The sequence below is a fragment of the Barnesiella sp. genome (genome assembly GCF_022723415.1).
GTDB classification, from domain to species: Bacteria; Bacteroidota; Bacteroidia; order Bacteroidales; family Barnesiellaceae; genus Barnesiella; species Barnesiella intestinihominis.
The window spans coordinates 86374-109740 of record NZ_JAIJHU010000002.1; the positions used below are offsets into that span (position 1 = coordinate 86374).

Sequence of the window (23367 nt, forward strand, 5' to 3'; positions counted from 1 at the left end):
CAGCCTTTTTTGCATTCAGTCGTCGAGTCATATTATTTTTTCAAGGTAATCCATATAATGCAATCTTTGTCGGTCGCTCCATATTCTTCCTTCGATTTTTCATCTTTCAAGACTGTTATACTTTGTATATTGTTGGGATCTATATTTTTTAGTTCTGTTTCCGAAATCTTTTTTCCGTCAACGATGCAAAGTGTATTTTTCATGATATCCTCAGAAGTATCTTTCTTGGTAATCGTTATGGTTTTTATCGGATCTGTCGAAGTTGCAGTATTTCCTTTGGTTTGTATGATAAGGGCTCCATTTTCACCATCTTTTCCATAACTTTTGATAGCTTCCTCTCCTTTGAGGACAGTTATTGATTTTATTTTGTCGGCATCGAGATTTTTGAATTTGTCTTTGGAAATTTTTTTACCGTCTAAAATATATATAGGATCGTAAAAGACTCTGGTATTGTTTTCATCGACTATGACCGAACCATCTTTTTGGATATCTACATTTATATTGCTAATTTTTCCTTTTGTATCGATTTTCTGTTTATTGTTTTCTACACTGTCTTTTGTCGTAATGGTTATGCTGTTGATTTTTCCTTTCGTGCCGATCGAAGTGTTCGGCTCGGTTTTGTTACCGACTATGATAATTTTCGAACTGTTATTCTTTTCGCTGCTTTCGCCGAGGTATATTTTCAGATTTTGCCTGTCTTTGTCATTGCAACTGATTTCGGCCGAGCCTAAACCGACATAAGAGATGAGCAAAGTTTTTCCTATGGGTGTTTTTAAGGAGAAGTTTCCATTTAGATCGGTTACTGTTCCTGTATTGCTGCCTTTGACCAAGACGGTGGCTCCGACGATAGGTTCGTTGGTTTCTATGTCTAAAACACACCCGGATATTTCTATCTCTTTATTCTTTATGGTTGCGGTGTTTTCGGAACTACCGATCATAGCTGTCAAGTTACTCAAATCGACCGAGGATACTTTGTTTAATTCATCGGAGATTTCGGGGTGGGCGAATACCGAAACGGTACATAATGCGACCGGTATGACGTAGAGATACTTCAAGGTCGCTTTGCGGTTTGATTTCTTTTTTAACATCATGGTAATTCTTTTGTTAAGTTTATTGTGATTAAAGTGATTGGTTATGTAATAAAACTTGGAACCGACCGATCGTTTTATTAACAGTAATTGGTATTGTTTGGCATCGATGCCTTGTTCCAAAACGTAATTATCGGCTTCGTATTCATGTACGGTTTGCAGTTCTCGTTTCAGTAACCAGGCGGCCGGATTGAACCATTGTAATCCTATACAGAGATCGGCAGCCAGTAAATCCCATGAATGATGTTTGCGAATGTGTGCAGATTCGTGTAGGAGTATTTCTCGGCGATGGTTTTGGAAGTCGGCTTTTGAAATGACTATTTTCCCGAACCAACTGAAAGGAGCAATGGATTGGGAGATAACGACAAGAGAAAGTCCGTCGCTGTCGGTATATTTTTCCCCGCTCCGAATCAGTCGCAGAAGTTTTATAATTGTGCAGACATATCTAGTGATAAAGTATAAAATCCCGATGAGATAGATACTTAGTACCGCGATAATACCTATCGGAATTTTACTTTGTGATTCGTTTTCGATATAAGATATTGCCGGCAGCCTGTCGAGTATAGTAGTGTTTGAATACGTTTCGGGAACAGCAGTATGAACCGGATATAGCGGAAGAATAAACGATAGAGGTATCAATAGTAGCAATGCTGTTCTATTGTAGCGGTAAAATGTTTCCTTACTTAGCAATATACTGTAAAACAGATACAGAATGGCTAGATAAACAGAGGCTTTTAATATATAAACAAAGAATGCGCCCATTGGTAGTGATTGGTTATTGTTCTGCTTTTCCTTTTTCTACTTTTTCGATAAGCTCTTTCAATTCTTTCAGTGAAATATCTTCTTCCTCGATTAAAGAGGAAACGACTCCCAAATAGGAGCTGTTGAAGTATTTACGTATGACTTGTCGCAAGGTCCGTTTTTTGAACGATTCTTCGCTTACAACAGCAAAATATTGATAGGTTTTACCATATGCTTTGTGTGACACATAGCCTTTTTCTTCGAGTCCTCTTACGATGGTCGATAACGTATTGAAGTGAGGTTTGGGTTCGTCATAAAAATCCAACAGTTCTTTCACGAATAATGGCCCTTTATGCCAGAAATAATTCATGATTTCCTCTTCTTTCGATGTAAGTCCTTTCATATTTTTTCTATTTATGATACAAATAAACTAAATGTTTTAGTTTTTCAACTAATTATTATAGTTAATAAAACTAAATAAAATAGTTTATTAACTACTGATTATAGTTTGATTGGGAAGAAAAGAAAAATCGGCAATAGATGTTTACACTCTATTGCCGATTATATTGGACTAATAACTAATGTATTATTCTTTTTCTTTTATCATTATTTTTGAATATTGGGAAGTTCGAGCCCGTATCCACGTTTCTTGTCCTCAACTTTTAACCATAACCCGAAGAGAAGAGCCAACACACCTAAACTTGCAAATATAAGCATAGGGGTTGTATAGTTGTATTGTAACGGATCGGTTATGCCGGGATTCGAGATTCTCAATGCTGCACCTATAATCATGGGGAATGCATATAATCCTATGTTTTGAATCCAGAAAATAACGGCGTACGCCGAACCTAATAGTTTGTTGTCTACAAGTTTGGGGACGGACGGCCATAAAGAAGCTGGAACCAATGAAAAAGAGATTCCCAATAATATGATAGATAAATAGGCGACGATAACTGCTGCGGTAGTACCTTTCAGGGTCGGCAACACCAATGCGAATACCAAATGGCAGGCGATCATTAGCAGTGCACCGAAGATGAGCATAGTAGCTCCTTTACCACGATGGTCGAGAAAATTTCCTAAAATGGGAGTAATAGCCGCTGCACCCAAAGGGAATACGAAAAATACCCAACCGGCTTGTTCGGCTGTGTATCCTAAATTACATTGCAGCATATTGATTGCATATTTTTGGAATGGGAAAATAGCCGAGTAGTAGAGTACGCAAAGAAGAGCTACTAACCAGAATACTTTGCTCGAAAAAATGAGTTTGAGATCTTTTAATTTGAAAGGATCGTCTTTTTCCTCACCGCTTTCGCCCATCTGTCGTTCGAGTTTTTTATCCATGAAGGCATAAGTGATAAAACAGATGAGTCCGATTGCCAGTAATATAACTGCTACGAGAACAGGACGAGATACATCGATAGGAGAGATTTTATTGGCCAAGACCGGAGAGCCTAAGACGACTACGGCGACTCCCACACGGGCAATAGCCATTTCTACCCCCATGGCGAGTGCCATTTCTTTTCCTTTGAACCATTTGACAATTCCGCGGGAAACTGTAATTCCCGCCATTTCTACGCCACAACCGAAGAACATGAAACCGATAGCCGACATTTTAGCCGACGCAGGCATGCCCTCGTAAAACGGGGTGATGTTCCACCATTCCAAAGGTAAATTCATAAATCGGTTCATGAGAGATTCTGCTCCGCTACCGATAAATGCATTGCTGACAGCGAAATAGTTGATGGATGCCCCTGCGAGCATAACAGCCCCGGAAAGAATAGCCGTGAAGCGAACCCCCATTTTATCGAGAATGATACCCGCAAAAATTAAAAAGAATACGAATACATTCAGGAATGTTTCAGAACCGGCATAGTGTCCATAGGCATCGGGAGACCACCCTCTTGATGTTTGCAAAAGTTCTTGTAAAGGCGATAGTATATCCATAAAAATATACCCGAAAAACATGGCACTTGCCAGTAGAATAAGGGCTGTCCATCGTATAGCCGGGACGTCCTTCATCAATTGGTTCATTTTTTCAGTCATTGTGTTTATGTGTTTTATATATTAACTTCTTAGAAATAGACAGAAAGTCCCATTTTTATTCCGTACTGGTTGAATTTATCGGTAAAACTGTGCTTCCAATATACGGCCGGATCCAGAGATATGTTGTGACTCACGAAAATCGCATATCCCAGCTCGGCTCCGACATATAGGTAATCTCTGCATTGAGAATCACTTCCTTTGGGTTTATACCATGCATGGGTGTATCCTGCGTTTATGCCGAGAAACAGAGTCGTGAGCGTATAATATCTAATGCTTCCCATTATATCGATGCTATTGTCTTTGTACTCTTTATTCCATGCGAAGTCACCGCCGATCCCGACAAGAATAGCCAAATTATTGGCAATGAAATTACCTGCTTCGACTTTTAGTCCGAGGTCGAACGTTTCTTTGCCCGTATCTTCCGTGTGGGTACTGCCTAAATTAAAGCCGCTTAATTGAGGGTTGATGATCCATGTGTTTTTTAGGATTTGAGCCGAACCGGTGTTCGAAAACAACCATATAACCAAAAAGGTTAATAGTACTTTCTTTGTCATAGTCCGATGAATTTTATTTATGGTTTATGATATATTGTCGTTTCGTAGGGTTCTTCGTTCAGAGGCGTCTTGCTTTTTCCTTCGTTCTTCTCTGATTTTTTCTCTACGTTTCATTGCCCATCTGAGTATGAAAATGACGAGTAAAGTAACACCGATGATACTAAAATATTCCCAGTAATTTCCGCTCAAAAGCATACCTCTGCCGAAGTAGGCCATCACAGCCAAATAAATAACCAAGAGCAATGCTATAATGTCGTATCGTTTCATAATATTGTAGTTTTATAAAGACGAGGGTTGAATTTTATATATGGGAGATTTGAATTTTCCAGATTTCAAAACTTCGTATATTTTTATGCAACTCCAAGCATCGGTCGCTGCATAAAGTTGTTGATTTTCGGTAAGATGATCGGCTTCCCAGTTGGATAATCGTTGCCCTTTGGAAATTTTTTTCCCGATAACTATACCATAGATTTTTTGTAGACTTTGATCTTCGATATTGTATTTCTTCACGAATTTTTGTAATTCTATAAAATTTTTCGGTATAAATTGTCCGCCGTTTAGCCGACTCAACATACAGAAGTCATCTTTGAGCGATATTCCTACTTTCAAGAGGGATTCGTTTTCGAGCAGATTCTTAATCGCAGGTGTAAATCCTATGCGATTTATACGAAACAAATAACACGTATCGTGGGTCGATAATTGGATAAGTGCTACATGATTGCTTTTTCCTTTTTTGAAAGTTGGCCGAGTCTCTGTATCGAATCCGATAATTCTTTCGTTATTTAGTTGGAGTACTGCATTATCGGCATCTCTTTCATTATCGATTACGACTATTTTCCCCGGAAATGTTTCTATGGGTAAAGTAGCAATGATTTCTTTACTGATTTTTATTTTATTGGGTGTATCGTTCTCCATAATTTTTTAATCCAAATCATCGTTCAACTTGTCGAGAATATCTCCGTTCTCTTGTTGATGACCGAATATATCGGTGTAATTATCGGAGTGAGAATGATGGTGTCCACAGTCGCAATTGTCGTCACATTCATCATCATCGTTATCCAGAGTGTATCTTATGTTGTGTAATGCTCGGAGTACGTTAACTAGTTGTTGCCCCCAGTATGTAATGAAATTTTCGAAACAAATGTAAAGAGCTTCGAGCATTTGGGGCTCATTTCCCATGCGATATACCGAAATGAAATCTTTCAAGTCTTGATAAATATCGGCAAGGGCTTCCGAAACATTGGCTATTATCGGGGTTTCACTGTATTTCATATCGTTTTGAAAAACTTCCAGATAACTGTCGTCTTCCCCCAATAGACTTTCTATGTTTTCCCGAACGCTCTCGTACATATTCTCTGTGACGAATTTTTCGGAGAATCCATCTTCTTCGGGTTCTTCCGGTGTTAATAGTGTTGCTTTCAGATATAGCAATGGTAGTATTTTTATGATTTTATCGAGAAATTCTTCTTTCTCCAATTCCGGAACACGTTCGATAAAAGCACAATATTCGGCACTGACCGTTACAAATTCGATGATATTTTTTGAATAAATACGTTCGTCCATTAGTCTTTATTTTTATAAAGTCCGTGATTTATGATATAATCGTATACCGGTCGAGGTATAAAATAGTTCATATTTTTCCCTTCTGAAATTCCCTGTCGTATTTGGGTCGATGAAATTTCTATGATAGGAGCATGACACAATTTTACGTTTGCAGGCAGCGACCTTTCGTCTATGTCGTAACCCCGGCGCGGATAGATATAAATGGGATACTCTTCGATAATTTTATCATAGTCTTTCCATCTGTTGAATGAAAGCCAGTTGTCTGCACCGATAATCAAAGTAAATATTCTTTCGGGATGCTTCTTTCTGAGGGCTTCGAGTGTTTGAATCGTATAGGAGGGGCGGGGCAGGGTAAATTCTATATCGGTCGTCCGAATCTTAGAATTGCCGTTCACGGCCATATTTAACATTTCGATTCGTTGTCTATCATTATTCGAGGACAATTTTTCTCGTAGAGGATTTTGAGGAGACACAGACAGCCATATTTCGTCGAATCCTTCATATTCGCACAAGTAGTTCGCTAATATGAGGTGGCCGGTATGAACCGGATTGAACGTCCCGGAGAAAAAGGCTGTCTTTATCGGTTGCATGTTTTACTTATCATTTATCGAGAAATTGTCTTATTGAACGGTATGCCTCTTCTTGGGCTTTTTCCAAAATATCGTTCACTATGATTTTATCGAATTTTGGTGCGAACGACAATTCGTATTCAGCTTTCGCTATCCGATGAGCTATAACTTCCGGGGTATCTGTCGCTCTGTTTTTCAATCGTTGTTCCAACGCTTGTATGCTGGGTGGCTGGATAAACAAAGCGAGAGCTTGGTTTCCGTAATATTTTTTTATGTTGAGTCCGCCGACAACGTCGACATCGAAAATAACATTTTTCCCCGAGTCGAGAATCCGTTCCACTTCGCTTTTCAAAGTGCCGTAGAACTTCCCGGCATAGACTTCTTCATATTCCAGAAATTCGTCGTTCGCTATACGTTCGCGAAATTCATCGGGTGTGATGAAATAATATTCGACGCCGTTTTTCTCAGTCCCTCTCGGAGCACGACTGGTGGCGGAGATAGAGAATGACAGGTTCAAATCGCGATTCAATAACGATTGTATGATGGTGGATTTACCCGAACCGGAGGGGGCCGAAAAGATGATGAGTTTACCTCTTTGTTCCATTACATTACATTTAGTACTTGCTCTTTGATTTGTTCCAACTCGTCTTTCATACGCACGACAATGCGTTGCATCTCGGCATGGTTCGATTTGGACCCGAGTGTGTTGATTTCACGTCCCATTTCCTGACTGATAAATCCGAGTTTTTTGCCTTGCCCCTTGCCCGATTGCAGGGTTTCGAGGAAATATTTCAAGTGATTGTCTAGTCTATGTTTTTCTTCATTGATGTCTAGTTTCTCGATGTAGAAAATCATCTCTTGTTCAAATCTGTTTTTGTCGTAATCGAAATTGTCGATTTTGTTCAAAGCGTCGATTATCCGACCTTTTATCTTTTCGATGCGCTCTTTTTCATAAGGTTCTACCTCTTGTAACAAATGAGCTATGTTGGCGATTTTCTCTTCAAAAAGGTGTTGCAACATGGCTCCTTCCTGAATTCTGAACTCTTCCAATTGAGAGATGGCTTGGTCGACTGCTTTTCTCAAAGCGTTGAGTTCTACTTCGTCTATTTCCTGACTTTCGGAACTCATGACATCGGGCAGACGTAACAAGATGGAGAACCAATCGTCGGGCATCGCAATACCTAATTTGATCGAGGCTTCTTTGACTTGTTGGAAATAACCTTCCAAAACCGGAATATTTATTTGGGCAGAAGCTTCCTTGCCGATAGCTTCGCTGTATACGAAGAAGTCTACTTTCCCACGTTCCAGACGTTTGGCTATTTCGGATCGAATTTCCATCTCCATTTCCCTGTATTGCTGAGGAATACGGGTCGATAAATCGAGTTGTTTACTATTTAAGGATTTTATTTCAACAGTTATTTTTTTATGCGGTAATTCCACTACGGCTTTACCAAAACCGGTCATCGATTGTATCATAAGTCTGTAAATGTTTTTGCAAATTTAATCTTAATTCCGATGAGAAAGCAATAAATTGAAAAAAAAGAGCTAATTTTGTACACTCGTTAACGTTGATTACATCGTTGGTTTATCGCCTTTCCGACCGGATATCGGGAGATAAATCATACTTTACGGATTGAATTATGCCGAATATTATACATATAGAGACTTCTACGTCTGTTTGTTCCGCCGCCCTGTCTTCCGATGGTGTCGTTCAATGCCATTTCGAGAATTTCGAGGGGCCTTCGCATGCTTCGTTGTTAGGAGTATATGTAAAACAGATTATGGATTTTTCGAGAGATAAAGGAGTCAAGGTGGATGCGGTTGCCGTGAGTAGCGGTCCCGGATCCTATACGGGATTGCGTATCGGTGTTTCGGAAGCCAAAGGTCTTTGTTTCGGATTGAAAGTTCCTCTCATCTCAGTTCCTACGCTCGAACTTTTGGCTTGTACGACCATGTTTAGAAACTATTTTGAGGAAGATGTGTTATATTGTCCTATGATCGATGCCCGTCGCATGGAGGTCTATTCGGCTGTTTTCGATAATGCGTTGAATGATGTCGTTCCTGTCGGTGCGTATGTAATCGATGAGCATACTTTCTCGGACTTGTTGGACAATCGTCGGATTGTATTTGCGGGAAACGGCTCGACAAAATGTAAAGATGTGATTAAACATCGCAATGCCATATTTGTAGAAGGAATAGTTCCTTTGGCTACCGATATGTTGGCATTGGCCGAGCGTGCTTTCCGTAACGGGCAATTTGAAGACGTGGCTTATTTCGAACCTTTTTACCTGAAAGAGTTTATAGCCACGACTCCTAAAAATAAAATATTATAAAAGTTATATCAATAGAAATTATATGCAATATACTTCGGAATTGAAAAGACTCGTGTTGCCCGAATATGGCCGCAATGTGCAGCAGATGGTAGATCACTGCATGACCATAGAGGACAAAGCGGAACGTACCCGTTGTGCCAATACGATTATAAATATCATGGGGAATCTGTTTCCTCATTTACGGGATATCGAGGACTTTAAGCACAAATTGTGGGATCATTTGGCAATTATGTCCGACTTCAAGTTGAATATCGATTATCCGTATGAAATCATCAAAAAAGAAAATCTTCATACCGTGCCCGAGTCGGTTCCTTATCAGGCTTCTCCCATAAAGTATCGTCATTATGGGAAAATTATGGAAGAGATGTTGAAAAAGGCGGAGTCGATGCCCGATGGACCCGAAAGGAGTGCATTGGTTTCCATGCTGGCGAATCATATGAAAAAGTTGTTTTATCAATGGAATAAGGATTCGGTGGAAGATGAGAAGATTTTGAAAGATTTGCGGGAGTATACACATGGCGTGATTGATCTCGATGCATCCACATATCATTTGAGAGATGTGAGGGAACCGGTCGTGCAGCAGCGTAAATCAAAAAATAATTCGAAAAAAGCGGGTAAATAACCGCTTTTTTTGTATCTTTCACTCATTAACCTTAATAGAGAAAGAGAGTATGGCATCTTTTATTATTGAAGGCGGGCATCGCTTAAATGGTGATCTGATACCGCAAGGAGCTAAAAATGAGGCGTTGGAGGTTTTGTGTGCTACACTGTTGACCCCGGAAGAAGTGAAGATATACAATATTCCCGATATACTCGATGTAAATAATTTGATACAACTTTTGCGAGATTTGGGCGTGACGGTAAAACGCATAGGTCTGAATGCGTACAGTTTCAAGGCCGATAAGATAAATCTCGATTATCTCGATAGTGACGAATTTTTTCAAAAAGGAGCTTCTTTGCGGGGATCGGTAATGATTATCGGACCTCTTGTGGCTCGTTTCGGGTATGCCGTTTTACCGAAACCGGGAGGCGATAAAATCGGAAGACGCCGGTTGGATACCCATTTTCTCGGTATCCAAAAGTTGGGAGCTACATTTAATTATTGTTCCAAAGCCCAGCGTTATGAAATTAAAGCCGATAAATTGCGGGGTAGTTACATGTTGCTCGATGAAGCATCGGTTACAGGTACGGCAAATATTCTAATGGCAGCTGTATTGGCCGAAGGCGATACGACGATTTATAATGCTGCTTGCGAGCCCTATTTGCAACAACTTTCAAAAATGTTGAACCGTATGGGGGCGCATATCGAAGGTATCGGGTCTAATCTGCTCACCGTTCACGGGGTTTCATCGTTAAAAGGGTGTGAGCATACTATTCTTCCCGACATGATCGAAGTGGGTAGTTTTATCGGTATGGCAGCGATGACACGTTCGGACATTACGATTAAAAATGTATCGTATAACGATTTGGGAATTATTCCCGATAGTTTCCGACGGTTAGGGATAACCGTGGAACAGCAGGGCGACGATATTCATATACCCGAACATGAATGTTACGAGATAGAGACTTTCATCGATGGTTCGATTATGACTTTTGCCGATGCTCCGTGGCCGGGATTGACTCCCGACTTGTTAAGCGTATTCCTTGTTGTGGCGACACAGGCGAAAGGTAGTGTCTTGATTCATCAAAAGATGTTCGAGAGCCGTTTGTTTTTCGTAGATAAACTTATCGATATGGGAGCGCAAATCATTCTTTGTGACCCGCATAGGGCGGCAGTCATCGGTCAGGCTCACGCACACACGTTGAGGGCTACCAATATGGTTTCACCCGATATTCGAGCGGGAATAGCCATGCTTATCGCCGCAATGAGTGCCGAGGGTACAAGTCGTATTCATAATATAGACCAAATCGATAGGGGGTATCAAGATGTCGATAAACGACTCAATGCAATAGGTGCACGTATTACCCGTTTATAGATCGATGAAAGGGTGGTATTTTTGTGTTGTCGTGGCGGGATTGCTCCTGTCTTCTTGTTCGCAGCAAGTACAGGAGCGTGCCGACGGCGGGAAAACTTCCGATACAATAGTAACGGAAGTTCCCGTAGAGGAGACTTGCGATTCTACCGGATACCGTTTGTATCGGAAATATTTGGCTGCGATAGGAGAGAATCCTTCTTATTTTCAATGGAAGGATTTCCCAAAATATTTGGGGGCGGCGTATGTCGATGAAAAAGGTCATTTTGTGATACAAGTGCTTGGCGATTCGGCAAAAGCGAGGAAACAGATTGTCGAGGCCGTCGGGAGCGACGAGGTAACGGTTATTCCCCGACGAAATTCTCGGCAGTTATTAGATTCGTTGTATGCCTATTTGTGTGAGATACGCCGGTTCCGGGCCGATGAACCGACGGTTGCAGTGTTCGATACGGTTTGTTACGATGCCCGTGACAGTTGGACGATTTATGTACATGTCAAAGCTCTCGATTATACCATGCCCGAATATGTCGATAGCCTGTACCGGTATATCGGGGAGTTCCGAAAAAAAGTTTTACTTTCTCGATGGGTGCAGGTAGAGGGAAAATACACGGTTGTAACCGGTGTGGATTTGGACGAAATAAAAGTGAAAGAATGATTACAAGGGAAGAATTGATAAGGATAGGAAGGTTTAATAAGCCTCATGGAGTGAAAGGCGAGTTGTCTTTTACTTTTACCGATGATGTGTTCGACCGCACGGAGTGTTCTTATATCGTATGTGAGATAGATGGCATATTCGTACCGTTTTTTATCGAGGAATATAGGTTTAAGAGCGATACGACGGCTTTGATTAAATTGGAAGATGTAGATAATGAAGCGGATGCGCGTCCATTTACTTTACTCGATGTTTATTTCCCGAAGTCTTATTACAAAGAATCGAATGAAGATGAAGCTCCGGGAGATTACTTTATAGGCTTCACTGTGATCGATAGCGAGAAAGGAGAGTTGGGAAAGATTGTCTCGATCGATGATTCTACGGAAAATGTATTGTTTGAAGTGGAATATAACGGGCGATTGTTGCTTATACCGGCTGTCGATGAATTTGTTTGTGAAATAGACGAAGATAATCGCAAGTTGTATCTGAATATCCCCGACGGATTATTGGATTTGTAGTTCGAAAAATAATCGGTATGGAAACAAAAAAACGGGCTGTATAACAATTTATACAGCCCGTTTTTGGGAGGATAATACGAAAATCATATCTCGATGATTTCATGTTGTAAGGTTTGTGTGTCGAGCAGGAAAAGTTTCCCACTTAAAACTTCGCCATAGCCGGTAATGATTTTAATCACTTCTGCGGCTTCCATGCAGCCGATAATTCCTGGAATAGTGCCGATAACTCCTCCGGGACGAGCCGGGGGAATAACTTCGGGGCGGGGATAAAGATCACTGTATCGAGATCCGCCTCGGTAATTAAAGACGGAAACCTGTCCCCGAAATTCCGAAATGGACCCATATACATAGGGCTTTTTGAAGCGGGAACAGACATCGTCGATCAGATAACGGGTCGCAGCATTGTCGCATCCGTCGACAATGATATCGTAAGCGGAGACAAGTCGATTTGCATTGTCGGGGGTGAAGCGGTTAGGATAGGTCTCGAATCGAGTTGAACTGTTCAAAGCCGACAGTCTTCGACAAGCGCACTCGACTTTCGATTGTCCTATTTCTGCCTCGGTATAAAGAATTTGCCTTTGTAAGTTGCTTTTTGAAACGATATCATCGTCGATAAGTCCTATTTGTCCTACTCCGGCAGCGGTCAGATATAGAGAGATGGGAGAACCTAACCCTCCTATACCGACAATCAATACCTTAGCATTCTTCAATTTTTCCTGTCCTGCTTCCCCGATTTCGGGAATCATGGTTTGGCGGATATACCTTTCGTTCATCGATCGAATATTTTGTCCCAGTCTTTCCATACGACCTCATACCCCATAGCTTTGACAGCTTGTTCCACTTCGGCAGGTGTCCGTTCGTCGCTGACCGAAAATTGTTCTAACGCTTGCGGATAAGTGGCATAACCTCCCGGGTCGGTTTTCGAACCTGCGCTTATCGAAGTAGCTCCGAGAGTGGCGATGTGATCTCTGAATTTTGCGTTTTCTCGGGTGGATACGGAAATATCCACGTCGTGGTCGAAAATACGAAATGCAAAAATCAACTGTGCCAGCTCTTTATCCGTCATGATTACATTGGGCTGAAAATGACCTTCGGACGGGCGCATGCGGGGGAAGTTGACACTATATCGAGTTTGCCAATAGTGCTTGCGCAAGTATTGCAAGTGTATGGCCATCATGGTTACATCGGTACGCCAGTCTTCCAATCCGATGAGCACTCCCATACCTATTTTGTGTACACCGGCTTGTCCCATGCGGTCGAATCCGTTTACTCTCCATTCGAAGATAGATTTCATGCCTTTCGGGTGGTATACTTTGTACCGGTCTTTATGATAGGTTTCTTGAAAGCAGACCACGCCGTTGAGACCCGATTGGGTCAAGCGATAGTAATCTTCGCTTTTGAGGGGCATGACTTCTATCGATAGGTTCGAGAAGTAGGGACGTGCGATTTGTAGAGCTCGTTCCAAATAATCGACTCCGGCATCGCGTGGATTTTCTCCGGTTACGATAAGCAAATTCTCGAACGGTCCCATTTGACGGATTGCCCGGCATTCTTTTTCGATTTCTTTCTCGGTAAGAATAATTCGAGCGATGGGGTTATTGTGATTGAATCCACAGTAGACACAGTGGTTTGTACATGAATTGGTGATATAAAGCGGTACATACATCTGTATCGTTTTGCCGAAACGTTCTTGGGTATAGAGCCTGCTCAATGCCGCCATATGTTCTATATAGGGGGCGGCAGCAGGTGAGACGAGCGCCATGAAATCGTCGAGTTGTAAATGCTCTTTACCAAGAGCGATTTCGACATCACGACTCCGTTTCGAAGCTATGCAGGCAGTTATATCTTCCCAAGAATATTTTTCTAATTCACTGGAAAACATCTTTTTGTAATTTTTTTAAATCGTTAGTCGTTTAATGAGGGTTTTACATTTTTGCAATTCTTTCATGGTTAGTTCATGGTGCTGTTTGGTTCCGCCCTTTTGCAGGACACCTTGTACTGAAAATCCGCTCCATTTCAGAATTTCACGCAGTGCTTTTACCGTACCTCGGGTTTGGTTGAACCAGATATTGAAAGGCCATGGGGTGGAACCAGTGCTTACAATAACGGCCTTTTTGCCTTTGTGTAGGGGGAGGGGAAATCCTTTCGGACTTTCACCCATCAAGCCGTAGACCAGTCGGTCGAACAGGATTTTCAACTGTCCGCTCATGTTGCCCCAATAACAAGGAGATCCGATGACGAGGGCATCGGCCTCTACAATTTTGGCGAGGGTGCGTTGGGCATCGTCCTCTGGCAGGACGCAGTTATGGCGACTGCGGCAACTCATGCAGCCAGTGCAAGGGTGTATGTCTAACCGGCACACCGGTACGACTTCTACCTCGGCATGGTGTTGCCGAGCCTCGTTGGCCATCGTGTCCAAAATTCGGCTTATCAAGCCGTTGCTTCTCGGGCTTCCGTTTAGTATCAATATTTTCATATTACGTGTTTGAGTCATGAACAGGTTTATCATTCCTTTTCTATACAGTCGGTAATATCTTGCGACAGGCGCATGGCGCAGAAGTTTGGTCCGCACATGGTACAATAATTACCGTCGTGGAACGAGCCTTGTTTGTAGTATTCAAGGGCACGTTCGGGATCGAGTGCCAAATTGAATTGGTCTTTCCAGCGGAACTCATACCGGGCCTTGCTCATGGCATCATCGCGTATTTGTGCTCCGGGAAATCCTTTGGCAAGGTCGGCGGCATGTGCAGCTATTTTATAAGCGATAACACCGTTACGTACATCTTCTCGATCGGGTAATCCCAAGTGCTCTTTGGGGGTTACATAACAGATCATGGCTGTGCCTAACCACGCGATTTGAGCCGCTCCGATAGCCGATGTAATGTGGTCGTATCCCGGTGCGATGTCGGTCGTCAATGGGCCTAACGTATAGAAAGGAGCTTCGTGGCAACTGTTCAGTTCTCTTTCCATATTTTCTTTGATTTTGTGCATGGGGATATGGCCGGGACCTTCGATAATGACCTGTACATCATGAGCCCATGCTTTTGTAGTGAGTTCGCCCAACACATCGAGTTCGAGGAATTGCGAACGGTCGTTGGCATCGTGTATCGAGCCCGGACGCATACCGTCACCCAGAGAAATCGCTACGTCATATTGTTTTAAGATTTCACAGATTTCATCGAAATGTGTGTACAGGAAACTTTCCTGATTGTGAATGACGCACCATTTTGTCATAATAGACCCTCCGCGCGATACGATTCCGGTAAGTCGTTCGCCCACCAAATCGGCATGAGCTTTCAACACGCCGGCGTGAATGGTGAAATAGTCCACTCCTTGCTCGCATTGTTCGATGAGTGTGTCGCGGTAAATCTCCCACGACAGATTTTCGACTTTTCCATTTACTTTTTCAAGGGCTTGGTAGATGGGGACAGTTCCCACGGGGACAGGACAGTTTCGGATAATCCACTCGCGGGTTTCGTGTATGTGGTCGCCGGTCGATAGATCCATCAGTGTATCGCCCCCCCAGTGGCAACTCCATACGGCTTTGTCGATCTCTTCTTCTATACCCGAGGATAGCGCAGAGTTCCCGATGTTGGTGTTTAATTTGACCAAGAAATTACGGCCGATAATCATCGGCTCGGCTTCCGGGTGGTTGATATTCGCCGGAATAATCGCTCGCCCGGCGGCTATCTCTTGTCGCACGAATTCGGGTGTGATGTGGCTTTTAATGCCTAATTGTTCGTTTTGCAAGTTTTCCCGTATGGCGACATATTCCATTTCGGCCGTGACGATTCCCTGTCGGGCATAATACATTTGCGTGATGGCATGTCCCGGTTTGGCTTTGTAGGGAAGGGGAGTATTTTTGAACCGTATAGGGTCGAGAGACGGGTCGTCGCGACGGGCACGGCCGTATTCCGAGGTGATATCGTCTTGTCGCTCCACATCGCCTCGTGCCGTAATCCATGATTCGCGCAGACGTGGAAGCCCTTTGTCTATATCTACCGTAATATCGGGATCGGTATAAGGCCCACTGGTGTCGTATACATATACGGGAGCGTTGGGCGTGTGTATCCGTTTTCCGTTTTCTACGGTGACTGTGTCGGTGAGGTTTATTTTTCGCATCCCCACCTGTATGGGGAATAATTTCCCCGGAATATATATTTTTTCGGAACTGGGATAAGAATCTTTGATTATTTTTTTTGTGTCCATATTACTTCTGTGTTTAATCTAAGAAAGAGGTTAACGGGCTGCTGGCTTGTGCAAAATGGTATTGTGCGCCTAATCCGGCTTCGTATGCTCGGCGGCCGGCTTCGACAGCCTGTTTGAATGCGATAGCCATTTCTACGGGATTCCCGGCGACGGCGATAGCCGTATTTACCAACACAGCATCGGCTCCCAGTTCCATAGCTTCTGCGGCATGGGAAGGAGCACCTATCCCAGCATCGACGATGACAGGTACATTACTTTGTTCGATGATAATTTGCAAGAAGTCGCGAGTGCGCAATCCTTTGTTAGTGCCTATTGGTGCGCCTAAGGGCATTACGGTGGCAGCGCCGACTTCTTCGAGCCGTTTACAAAGTACGGGGTCTGCTTGAATATAGGGAAGTACCACGAATCCCAGTTTTGCCAGTTGTTCGGTAGCTTTCAAGGTTTCCACAGGATCGGGTAGGAGATATTTGGGATCGGGGTGGATTTCGAGTTTAACGAAATCGGTCCCGAAACATTCTCTGGAAAATTGAGCTGCGAGTACAGCCTCTTCGGCATTGCGTACTCCCGATGTGTTAGGTAGAAATTGTACTCTATTGCGGTCGATGTGTGTCAACATATCGTCTGTGGCTTCTTGGGTCATGTTGATACGTTTCATGGCCACGGTAATCATTTCGGATCCGGAGGCTTCGATGGCTTTTTCCATTAGTTCATTCGAACTGAATTTCCCGGTTCCTACGAATAAGCGGGAGGAAAATTCCCGTCCTCCGATAATTAATTTGTTCATGCTTTACGATATTTATTTAATAGGTCTATTATTTTTTTAGTTTCCTTTTCAGGATTTTCGGCTTGCAAGATCGTTCCCGATAAAGCGATTCCCGACACTCCGGTTTCCATGATAGCCGGAATATCGTCGGCTGTGATACCTCCGATGGCGACCACTGGGATTTTCAAGTCGTTCGTCCGGTATTGTTCCATGATTCGGGCATAACCTTCGAGGCCGAGGATAGGACTCAGGTTCTTTTTTGTCTCGGTATATCGGAATGGTCCCAAGCCGATATAATCGGCATCTTGCCGGACTAATCCTTGTATGTCTTCAAAGGTATTCGCCGTTCCTCCGATAATGTATTTCTCGCCGATAAGCAGGCGAGCTTCGGAAACAGGCATGTCGAGCTTTCCCAGATGAACGCCGTCTATGTCGAGGTCGGCCGCCAGTTGGGCATAATCGTCGAGGACGAGTATGGCTTCATGTTCTTTACAGAGCGGAATGAGTTGCTGGGCGGTTTGCCTGACAGCTTCGATAGGAGCATCTTTCATACGGAGCTGTATCCATTTGCAACCTCCGTTCAAGGCGGCGACTGCTCCCTCTATGATTCCGAATCGGGGTGTCTGGTGGGTAATGAATTGTAACATATTTTGTTCGTATTAATCGTTTCTTAATCGGGTAAGTTGTCGAATAACCCCTGCAATGGTCGGTTCCTGCCATAGGAAACCGAGTACGGCGATCCCTCCGAAATTCCAATCCTTTATAGCAGTTTTCTTTTCGGGGGTGATACCGCCTAAGGCAATGACTTTCTCGTTGATAACGCCTTCTTTCCCGGCCTTAGTCAGTTGTTCGGGCGAGAATGCGGAACGGTATCCCTTTTTCGATATGCTGTCGAAGATGGGGCTCAAAAACAGATAGTCATATCGTTGTCCGTCCGTCAGTTCCTCGATGGAATGGCAAGAGCGGGATAGGGTGGGGATATAGTCGTTCGACAGAGGTCGGTAATGCGGATTCCTTCCATTGAGATGAACACCGGCAAGCCGGTATTTTTCCGCCAGTTCGAAATGGTCGTGAAGTACTATTCGATCGTAATAGCGGGGAGGAATCGAGAGTAACAGTTGCTCTGTTTTTTCTCCGGAATACTTCGGTTTGCGGAGGTGGATTAAATCCAATCCGTTGTCGAGCAGGGCGGTGATTAAGCGGTTTTCCTGTTCTATGGGGTGTTCCTCTGTAATGCCTATATATTTCATTTCGAGAAATCCGTTCGTTATCCTCCGAATGTAGCCCGGATAATCGTTATCTTGTTCCCATCGGTTAAAATCCGATCGTTCCATTCATTTTTGGGAACCAGCTTGTTGTCGATGGCGATAGCCGTACCTTCGATGGCGATTTGTTGCATATCGAGTAACTCTTTTACGGAAATGTTGTCTTGGACTTCTATTTCCTTTTGATTAATATAGATTTTCATCTTTAATCGGGTTTAATGGGGTTAAAACACGAGGAGCGAAAAAATGGTTTACCGAACCATGACCGCTTCCTATTGTAATGTCGGCTCCGGTCTGTAAAGCTTGGGTGAGATATTTTTTGGCGAGGGAAACGGCATCGGTCAACCTGTGTCCCAACGCCAAATAAGAAGCGATTGCAGAAGAAAAGGTACACCCTGTTCCGTGTGTATTCCGGGTAGAAATGCGGGGTGAGGTGTAGCGAACAGGAACAGAATTGGGCATAAAGAGTATGTCGCAGGATTCTGCTCCTTTCAAATGTCCTCCTTTCACGAGAACGGCACGACAACCGGCTTGAAATAGTCTGTTGGCTGCTTTTTCCATATCTTTCTCACTGTCGATGGCAAGTCCGCTCAGTATCTCGGCTTCGGGAATATTGGGAGTGATGACTGTCGCCTGTGGCAACAATAGTGTTTTAACAGCAGAGATAGCTTCTTCCTCGATTAGCCGACAACCCGAAGTAGAAACCATAACCGGATCGAGCACGATATTCCGTAACGGATAACGTTGTAGGCAATCGGCAATCGTTTCGATGGTCGCGCGAGAGTATAGCATGCCTAATTTAACGGTTGTACAAGGTAGGTCGTCGAGTACGGCTTCGATTTGTTGCCGCACGATATCGGGTTCGATACCTTGTATGTCCCTCACTTCGCAGGTGTTTTGTGCCGTAATGGCCGTGATAGCCGATGTGCCGAACACCCCGATGGCCGACATGGTTTTCAAATCGGCTTGTATTCCGGCTCCTCCACTGCTGTCCGAACCGGCTATTGTCAATACGACAGGATAAGTTTTCATACGGTTTGTTTCATTTAAGGGGATGCACATAAAACCGTATTGAAAAAGATAGAACTATGAACAATTCCTGCGCCGGCATTATCCGTATCAGGTTCATAGGGTATAATCTCAGCCGCTTTTAGGCACCCCTTTGTTTGTGAACAAAGGTATGGATTATTTTCTTACAGCTGATATTTCTTAATATAAATTAATGAAGATATGCTTATTCGAATAAGACGATAGAGGCGTTTTTTAAGGGGGGCATGTTTTGTTTTTGAAGAAAGATTCTTTTTCCCCGAAAAGCTGGTTTCGATTGACCGAACCAAGTTGCTTTCGGGTCGTATTGGACGAAAAAGAGCATCTCTGGTCTGAGGTGGATTTTCATATTAGGCATATTTCCTGTATATTTGCCTACATATAATAAATATTAGTGTAAAGATTCATGATGAGTGTTTTGTTTTTACTTGTGGGTTTGGGCTTAATCCTGTCTGGTGCTAATTTTTTGACCAATGGAGCGGCTGCATTGGCCAAAAGGTTTAACATATCGTCGCTGGTAATAGGTCTAACTATCGTGGCCTTTGGAACTTCGGCTCCCGAGTTGACAGTTAGTATCGTATCGGCTATTAATGGGAGTGCCGAACTTTCTATCGGGAATGTTGTGGGCAGTAATATTTTTAATATTTTGATGATCGTGGGTGTGACAGCAGTTGTTGCTCCTATAACAATAACCAAAGGAACATTGACAAAAGAAATACCACTCGCCATTCTCTCGTGTGTGGTTGTCTTAATTTGTGCTAACGATGTGTTTTTGGAAACCGGTACGGAGAATATACTGAATAGGGCGGACGGTTTGCTTATGCTTTGCTTTTTTGCCATATTTCTCGGGTATACGTTTGCTATCGCACACGATAATACAGGAGAAGAACAAGCTGAAATTAGACCGTTATCTACATGGCGTTGTTTATTGTATATCGTTGGAGGGCTTGTCGCTTTGATTTTCGGTGGTCGGCTTTTTGTCAATGGGTCGAGCGAGATAGCCCGGTCGTTGGGAGTAGGAGAGTCTGTTATAGGATTGACTCTTGTTGCTATGGGGACTTCTCTTCCTGAATTGGCTACTTCGGTGGTAGCTGCTTTGAAAAAAAATCCTGAGATTGCTATCGGGAATGTGATCGGATCCAACCTGTTCAATGTCTTTTTTGTATTGGGCATGAGCGCTACTATTACTCCATTACCCTTGGGTGGAATAACGAATGTCGATTTATTTTATTTATTAGCGGTTTCTTTGTTGTTGTTCTTTGCCGGGAGATATTATAAGGTACGTACGATTACTCGGGTGGAAGGTGTATTTATGATTTTTGCTTATGTAGTTTACACAGGATACTTGATATATATGCTGTAAATACTATATTAAGTTGCATTCGGTAATATTCAAAAATGAAAGAGAGACTGTGTTGTATAAACTGTTGTCTGGTGGTTTCTGAACTATACATAAATGTCAGGTGTTTTTATGTAATTATTAAATATTTTTAATTTCTGTTTTTCGCTGATTTATTTAATATTAGATAAATAATTTGTAAGCTGCTCAATACTATATATTTATCTGGCTTTTTGTAGAATGAGAGCATTTTTTGTAAGATTTCATTGTGTTTTTTAAGAAATGTAGCTACCTTTGCGAAAAATGTGAAGTCAGAGTACTTAGCATAATATGCAGATATGTTTGAATCATTCTGTTGTTATTTATCCTGTTCTTCACAGAAAAGTAAATGTAATTCTTCTGAAATTGATAGTTTATAGTAATCTATCTCTTGTATGAAGCGTTATATTTATTTACCCTTCCAATAATGATTATCCACTGAGATAGGGATGGGTCAAAGAGGGGTTATAAGTGATTCTTAGAGCCGGGAAAAGCTTTCTTTTCGGTGTCCCCCAGTAGTATAGAGGCGTATATTTAAGGAATGCATAAAAAATAAAGTAATTTCTTTCGCCTGAGATTTTGGGTTAACAGATAGGAGTGATTTCTTTCATAGTGGGGGGCGTTAGTGGATAAAGATATTTTTGCATAGAATTGGGTCAATATGTTGAAAAAATTGGGTTTATTAGTATTGAAAATGATGAATTAAATCTAATATTTTATGGGTTATATTTCGATTTTATTGTTGTCATTTTTTATTAGTTTGGGATTTTCTATTTTTATTATTCCAAGAATTTTATTGATATCGTTTAAAAAGCATTTATTCGATATGCCAGATGAACGAAAAGTACACAAGGGTATAATACCTCGTCTGGGAGGTGTTTCGTTTTTTCCTGCCGTTATTTTTACTCTTTCTTTGATGATAGGGCTGAATAGAATTTACGGGGAGGAATTGTTTCCCTCTATTATCGGAGTGAGTGATACGTCCGTTCTATCTTTTGGGTTGAGTAGTTTATTGCTGTTGTATTTGACAGGTATTACCGATGATTTGATCGGAGTTCGCTATCGTCAGAAATTTATTGTTCAAATATTCTGTGCCATTTTGTTGGTGTCTTCGGGGTTATGGATCAATAATCTTTATGGAATCTTCGGAATTTATGAATTACCTCCGGTAGTGGGACTCCCGTTTACTGTATTTACTATTGTTTTTATTACTAACGCTATAAATCTGATAGATGGAATAGATGGGCTGGCTTCTGGATTGAGCGGAATAGCATTGTTATTTTTTACTATATTGTTTATTTATCAGCGGGAATGGCTGTATGCGGCTCTCGCTATCGTAACTTTGGGAACAATTATTCCGTTTTTTTATTATAATGTTTTCGGAAATCCAAACCGAGGTAGAAAAATTTTTATGGGTGACACCGGATCGTTGACTATTGGTTTTATATTGAGCATTTTGGCGATTCGGTTCAGCATGTATGATAATGCAGTGTTACATCGAGTTCCCGATGCTATCGTAGTTGCTTTTTCTTTGCTGATTACACCGGTATTTGATGTCGTTCGGGTAATTTTGCATAGGGCACGTTTCGGTAAAAACATTTTCAGTCCTGATAAAAATCATATTCATCATAAATTTTTAGCATTAGGATTTTCGCATCGAGCAGCTATGATTACGATATTGTTAATCTCTGCTGGCTTTGCAGCCATGAATTTGTTGTTATTGACTCGTATAAATATAAATTTATTATTATTTTTAGACATTTTTATTTGGACCATTATGCAACTTTATCTTACTAAAAAGATTAATAGGAAAGTGGCTGGTTCAAAGGCTTGATATGTTAAATTGTTATTTTAGACAAATGAAATATATTTCGAAAATTCTCTTGGCTGTGATACTTGTAGGTTTGGTATCATGTGTGCCTTCTAAGAAAATGGTTTATTTGCAAGGAGCCGATGGCTTGGAGCAATCCCCTCAAACCATAGCACAAGACTATGAATTAAAGATTGTCCCGGACGACCAGTTACTCATAACAGTGAGTAGTAAAGATGGTGAGTTGCTGGAAATATTCAGCAATAGTCAGGTATTAGGTAGTACGGGGGCATCGACCACGATACAGGAAACTGTCGGTTTAAGGGTCGATAAGGACGGGAAAATAGAAGTTCCTATTTTGGGTGAGATGCAGGCCGGTGGATTATCGAGAAGAGAGTTGGCCGATGCCGTCGAGAACAAGCTCATCGAGGGGGAATATGTAAAAGATCCTGTGGTGAATGTACAGATAAAGGGATTTAAGGTTTCGGTAATGGGTGAAGTAAACAGTCCCGGTGTGCAAACTATATCGGGAGACCGTATTACGCTTCTTGAAGCCTTGACTATGGCAGGTGACTTGACTCCCTCGGGAAAACGGGATAATATATTGGTAATACGCGAGGACGGAGACCAACGAAAAACTTATACCGTGGATTTAACTTCGGGCGAAAAAGTATTGGAATCACCTTGTTATTATTTAAAGCAGAACGATGTAATCTATGTGCAGCCTAATAAATCGATAGGAGTGAAAGGTAGCTCGACCTTGTCGTTTATTTCTGCCGGTAGTAGTATTATATCTCTTGTAGCATCGGTGCTGTCTATTGTGTCTATGATTATTGTGTTAAAAGATAAGTAACATCTCTA

Annotated in this window: 27 protein-coding genes and 1 riboswitch; of the genes, 8 read left to right on the forward strand and 19 right to left on the reverse strand. The window is 42.1% G+C overall.

The annotated features are described in order from the left end of the window. Positions 1-32: 32 nt before the first annotated feature. The 10 genes from QVD32_RS00940 to QVD32_RS00985 form a co-directional block, all read right to left on the reverse strand. A complete protein-coding gene (locus QVD32_RS00940) occupies positions 33-1850 on the reverse strand; it encodes a M56 family metallopeptidase (protein WP_021892487.1) in 1818 nt (605 codons plus the stop codon). Between the two features lie 13 nt (positions 1851-1863). After that, the gene (locus QVD32_RS00945; protein WP_021892488.1) at positions 1864-2232 is read right to left on the reverse strand and encodes a BlaI/MecI/CopY family transcriptional regulator; all 369 of its coding nucleotides are present in this window, start codon (positions 2230-2232) and stop codon (positions 1864-1866) included. 203 nt (positions 2233-2435) lie between these two features. Next, on the reverse strand, positions 2436-3872 hold the full coding sequence (locus tag QVD32_RS00950) for an MFS transporter (RefSeq protein WP_021892489.1): 1437 nt from the start codon (positions 3870-3872) through the stop codon (positions 2436-2438). A gap of 29 nt (positions 3873-3901) precedes the next feature. Next, positions 3902-4426: a hypothetical protein gene (locus QVD32_RS00955; protein WP_021892490.1), complete on the reverse strand. Its 525-nt coding sequence runs from the start codon at positions 4424-4426 to the stop codon at positions 3902-3904. A gap of 24 nt (positions 4427-4450) precedes the next feature. Then, positions 4451-4693: a hypothetical protein gene (locus tag QVD32_RS00960; protein ID WP_008862176.1), complete on the reverse strand. Its 243-nt coding sequence runs from the start codon at positions 4691-4693 to the stop codon at positions 4451-4453. Between the two features lie 12 nt (positions 4694-4705). After that, a complete protein-coding gene (locus tag QVD32_RS00965) occupies positions 4706-5341 on the reverse strand; it encodes a 3'-5' exonuclease (RefSeq protein ID WP_021892491.1) in 636 nt (211 codons plus the stop codon). A 6-nt stretch (positions 5342-5347) separates the two neighbouring features. Beyond that, positions 5348-5989 (reverse strand): DUF5063 domain-containing protein, encoded by a 642-nt coding sequence (locus QVD32_RS00970; protein ID WP_021892492.1) that lies wholly within the window; start codon positions 5987-5989, stop codon positions 5348-5350. Next, positions 5989-6579, reverse strand: coding sequence for a nicotinate (nicotinamide) nucleotide adenylyltransferase (nadD, locus tag QVD32_RS00975; RefSeq protein WP_021892493.1), 591 nt, complete (start codon positions 6577-6579; stop codon positions 5989-5991). Before nadD ends, QVD32_RS00970 begins: the two co-directional genes overlap by 1 nt. Positions 6580-6589: 10 nt before the next feature. After that, a complete protein-coding gene (gene gmk / locus QVD32_RS00980) occupies positions 6590-7162 on the reverse strand; it encodes a guanylate kinase (RefSeq protein ID WP_008862172.1) in 573 nt (190 codons plus the stop codon). After that, the gene (locus QVD32_RS00985; RefSeq protein ID WP_021892494.1) at positions 7162-8034 is read right to left on the reverse strand and encodes a YicC/YloC family endoribonuclease; all 873 of its coding nucleotides are present in this window, start codon (positions 8032-8034) and stop codon (positions 7162-7164) included. Before QVD32_RS00985 ends, gmk begins: the two co-directional genes overlap by 1 nt. 164 nt (positions 8035-8198) lie before the next feature. Between QVD32_RS00985 and tsaB the strand changes: the two genes are divergently transcribed. Genes tsaB through rimM form a run of 5 tightly spaced genes read left to right on the forward strand, consistent with a single transcriptional unit; the run spans position 8199 to position 12034 of the window. After that, complete coding sequence (gene tsaB / locus QVD32_RS00990) at positions 8199-8891, forward strand: tRNA (adenosine(37)-N6)-threonylcarbamoyltransferase complex dimerization subunit type 1 TsaB (protein WP_021892495.1); 693 nt, start codon at positions 8199-8201, stop codon at positions 8889-8891. 22 nt (positions 8892-8913) lie between these two features. After that, positions 8914-9513, forward strand: coding sequence for a DUF4290 domain-containing protein (locus QVD32_RS00995; protein ID WP_021892496.1), 600 nt, complete (start codon positions 8914-8916; stop codon positions 9511-9513). Positions 9514-9562: 49 nt separating this feature from the next. Then, complete coding sequence (murA, locus tag QVD32_RS01000; protein ID WP_021892497.1) at positions 9563-10867, forward strand: UDP-N-acetylglucosamine 1-carboxyvinyltransferase; 1305 nt, start codon at positions 9563-9565, stop codon at positions 10865-10867. Positions 10868-10871: 4 nt separating this feature from the next. Beyond that, the gene (locus QVD32_RS01005; RefSeq protein ID WP_021892498.1) at positions 10872-11519 is read left to right on the forward strand and encodes a hypothetical protein; all 648 of its coding nucleotides are present in this window, start codon (positions 10872-10874) and stop codon (positions 11517-11519) included. After that, positions 11516-12034, forward strand: coding sequence for a ribosome maturation factor RimM (gene rimM / locus QVD32_RS01010; protein ID WP_021892499.1), 519 nt, complete (start codon positions 11516-11518; stop codon positions 12032-12034). The genes QVD32_RS01005 and rimM overlap by 4 nt, the downstream gene beginning before the upstream one ends. Positions 12035-12117: 83 nt before the next feature. Here rimM and QVD32_RS01015 read toward each other — a convergent pair whose 3' ends face one another. Genes QVD32_RS01015 through thiD form a run of 9 tightly spaced genes read right to left on the reverse strand, consistent with a single transcriptional unit; the run spans position 12118 to position 19303 of the window. After that, positions 12118-12807: a HesA/MoeB/ThiF family protein gene (locus QVD32_RS01015; RefSeq protein ID WP_021892500.1), complete on the reverse strand. Its 690-nt coding sequence runs from the start codon at positions 12805-12807 to the stop codon at positions 12118-12120. After that, positions 12804-13916: a 2-iminoacetate synthase ThiH gene (thiH, locus tag QVD32_RS01020; protein ID WP_021892501.1), complete on the reverse strand. Its 1113-nt coding sequence runs from the start codon at positions 13914-13916 to the stop codon at positions 12804-12806. Before thiH ends, QVD32_RS01015 begins: the two co-directional genes overlap by 4 nt. Before the next feature lie 15 nt (positions 13917-13931). After that, entirely contained in the window at positions 13932-14510 is a 579-nt protein-coding gene (locus tag QVD32_RS01025; protein ID WP_046413895.1) for a flavodoxin family protein, read from the reverse strand. A 29-nt stretch (positions 14511-14539) separates the two neighbouring features. Then, positions 14540-16243 carry a phosphomethylpyrimidine synthase ThiC gene (gene thiC, locus QVD32_RS01030; RefSeq protein WP_021892503.1) on the reverse strand — a complete coding sequence of 568 codons (1704 nt, stop codon included), beginning with the start codon at positions 16241-16243 and terminating at the stop codon, positions 14540-14542. A 13-nt stretch (positions 16244-16256) separates the two neighbouring features. Continuing rightward, entirely contained in the window at positions 16257-17027 is a 771-nt protein-coding gene (locus tag QVD32_RS01035) for a thiazole synthase (RefSeq protein ID WP_021892504.1), read from the reverse strand. Next, positions 17024-17653, reverse strand: a complete 630-nt coding sequence (locus tag QVD32_RS01040; RefSeq protein ID WP_021892505.1) for a thiamine phosphate synthase — start codon at positions 17651-17653, stop codon at positions 17024-17026. Before QVD32_RS01040 ends, QVD32_RS01035 begins: the two co-directional genes overlap by 4 nt. Positions 17654-17665: 12 nt before the next feature. After that, positions 17666-18340, reverse strand: coding sequence for a thiamine phosphate synthase (locus QVD32_RS01045; RefSeq protein ID WP_229033619.1), 675 nt, complete (start codon positions 18338-18340; stop codon positions 17666-17668). Continuing rightward, positions 18274-18474: a sulfur carrier protein ThiS gene (thiS, locus tag QVD32_RS01050; protein ID WP_021892507.1), complete on the reverse strand. Its 201-nt coding sequence runs from the start codon at positions 18472-18474 to the stop codon at positions 18274-18276. The genes QVD32_RS01045 and thiS overlap by 67 nt, the downstream gene beginning before the upstream one ends. After that, the gene (gene thiD, locus QVD32_RS01055; RefSeq protein WP_021892508.1) at positions 18458-19303 is read right to left on the reverse strand and encodes a bifunctional hydroxymethylpyrimidine kinase/phosphomethylpyrimidine kinase; all 846 of its coding nucleotides are present in this window, start codon (positions 19301-19303) and stop codon (positions 18458-18460) included. Before thiD ends, thiS begins: the two co-directional genes overlap by 17 nt. A 47-nt stretch (positions 19304-19350) precedes the next feature. Continuing rightward, positions 19351-19443, reverse strand: a riboswitch (TPP riboswitch). A gap of 284 nt (positions 19444-19727) precedes the next feature. Between thiD and QVD32_RS01060 the strand changes: the two genes are divergently transcribed. The 3 genes from QVD32_RS01060 to QVD32_RS01070 all read left to right on the forward strand — a co-directional run bounded on the left by QVD32_RS01060 (position 19728) and on the right by QVD32_RS01070 (position 23359). Further along, positions 19728-20681 carry a calcium/sodium antiporter gene (locus tag QVD32_RS01060; protein WP_118687327.1) on the forward strand — a complete coding sequence of 318 codons (954 nt, stop codon included), beginning with the start codon at positions 19728-19730 and terminating at the stop codon, positions 20679-20681. Positions 20682-21414: 733 nt separating this feature from the next. After that, the gene (locus QVD32_RS01065; protein ID WP_008862155.1) at positions 21415-22530 is read left to right on the forward strand and encodes an MraY family glycosyltransferase; all 1116 of its coding nucleotides are present in this window, start codon (positions 21415-21417) and stop codon (positions 22528-22530) included. 25 nt (positions 22531-22555) lie between these two features. Continuing rightward, entirely contained in the window at positions 22556-23359 is an 804-nt protein-coding gene (locus QVD32_RS01070) for a polysaccharide biosynthesis/export family protein (RefSeq protein WP_021892511.1), read from the forward strand. Positions 23360-23367: the final 8 nt, after the last annotated feature.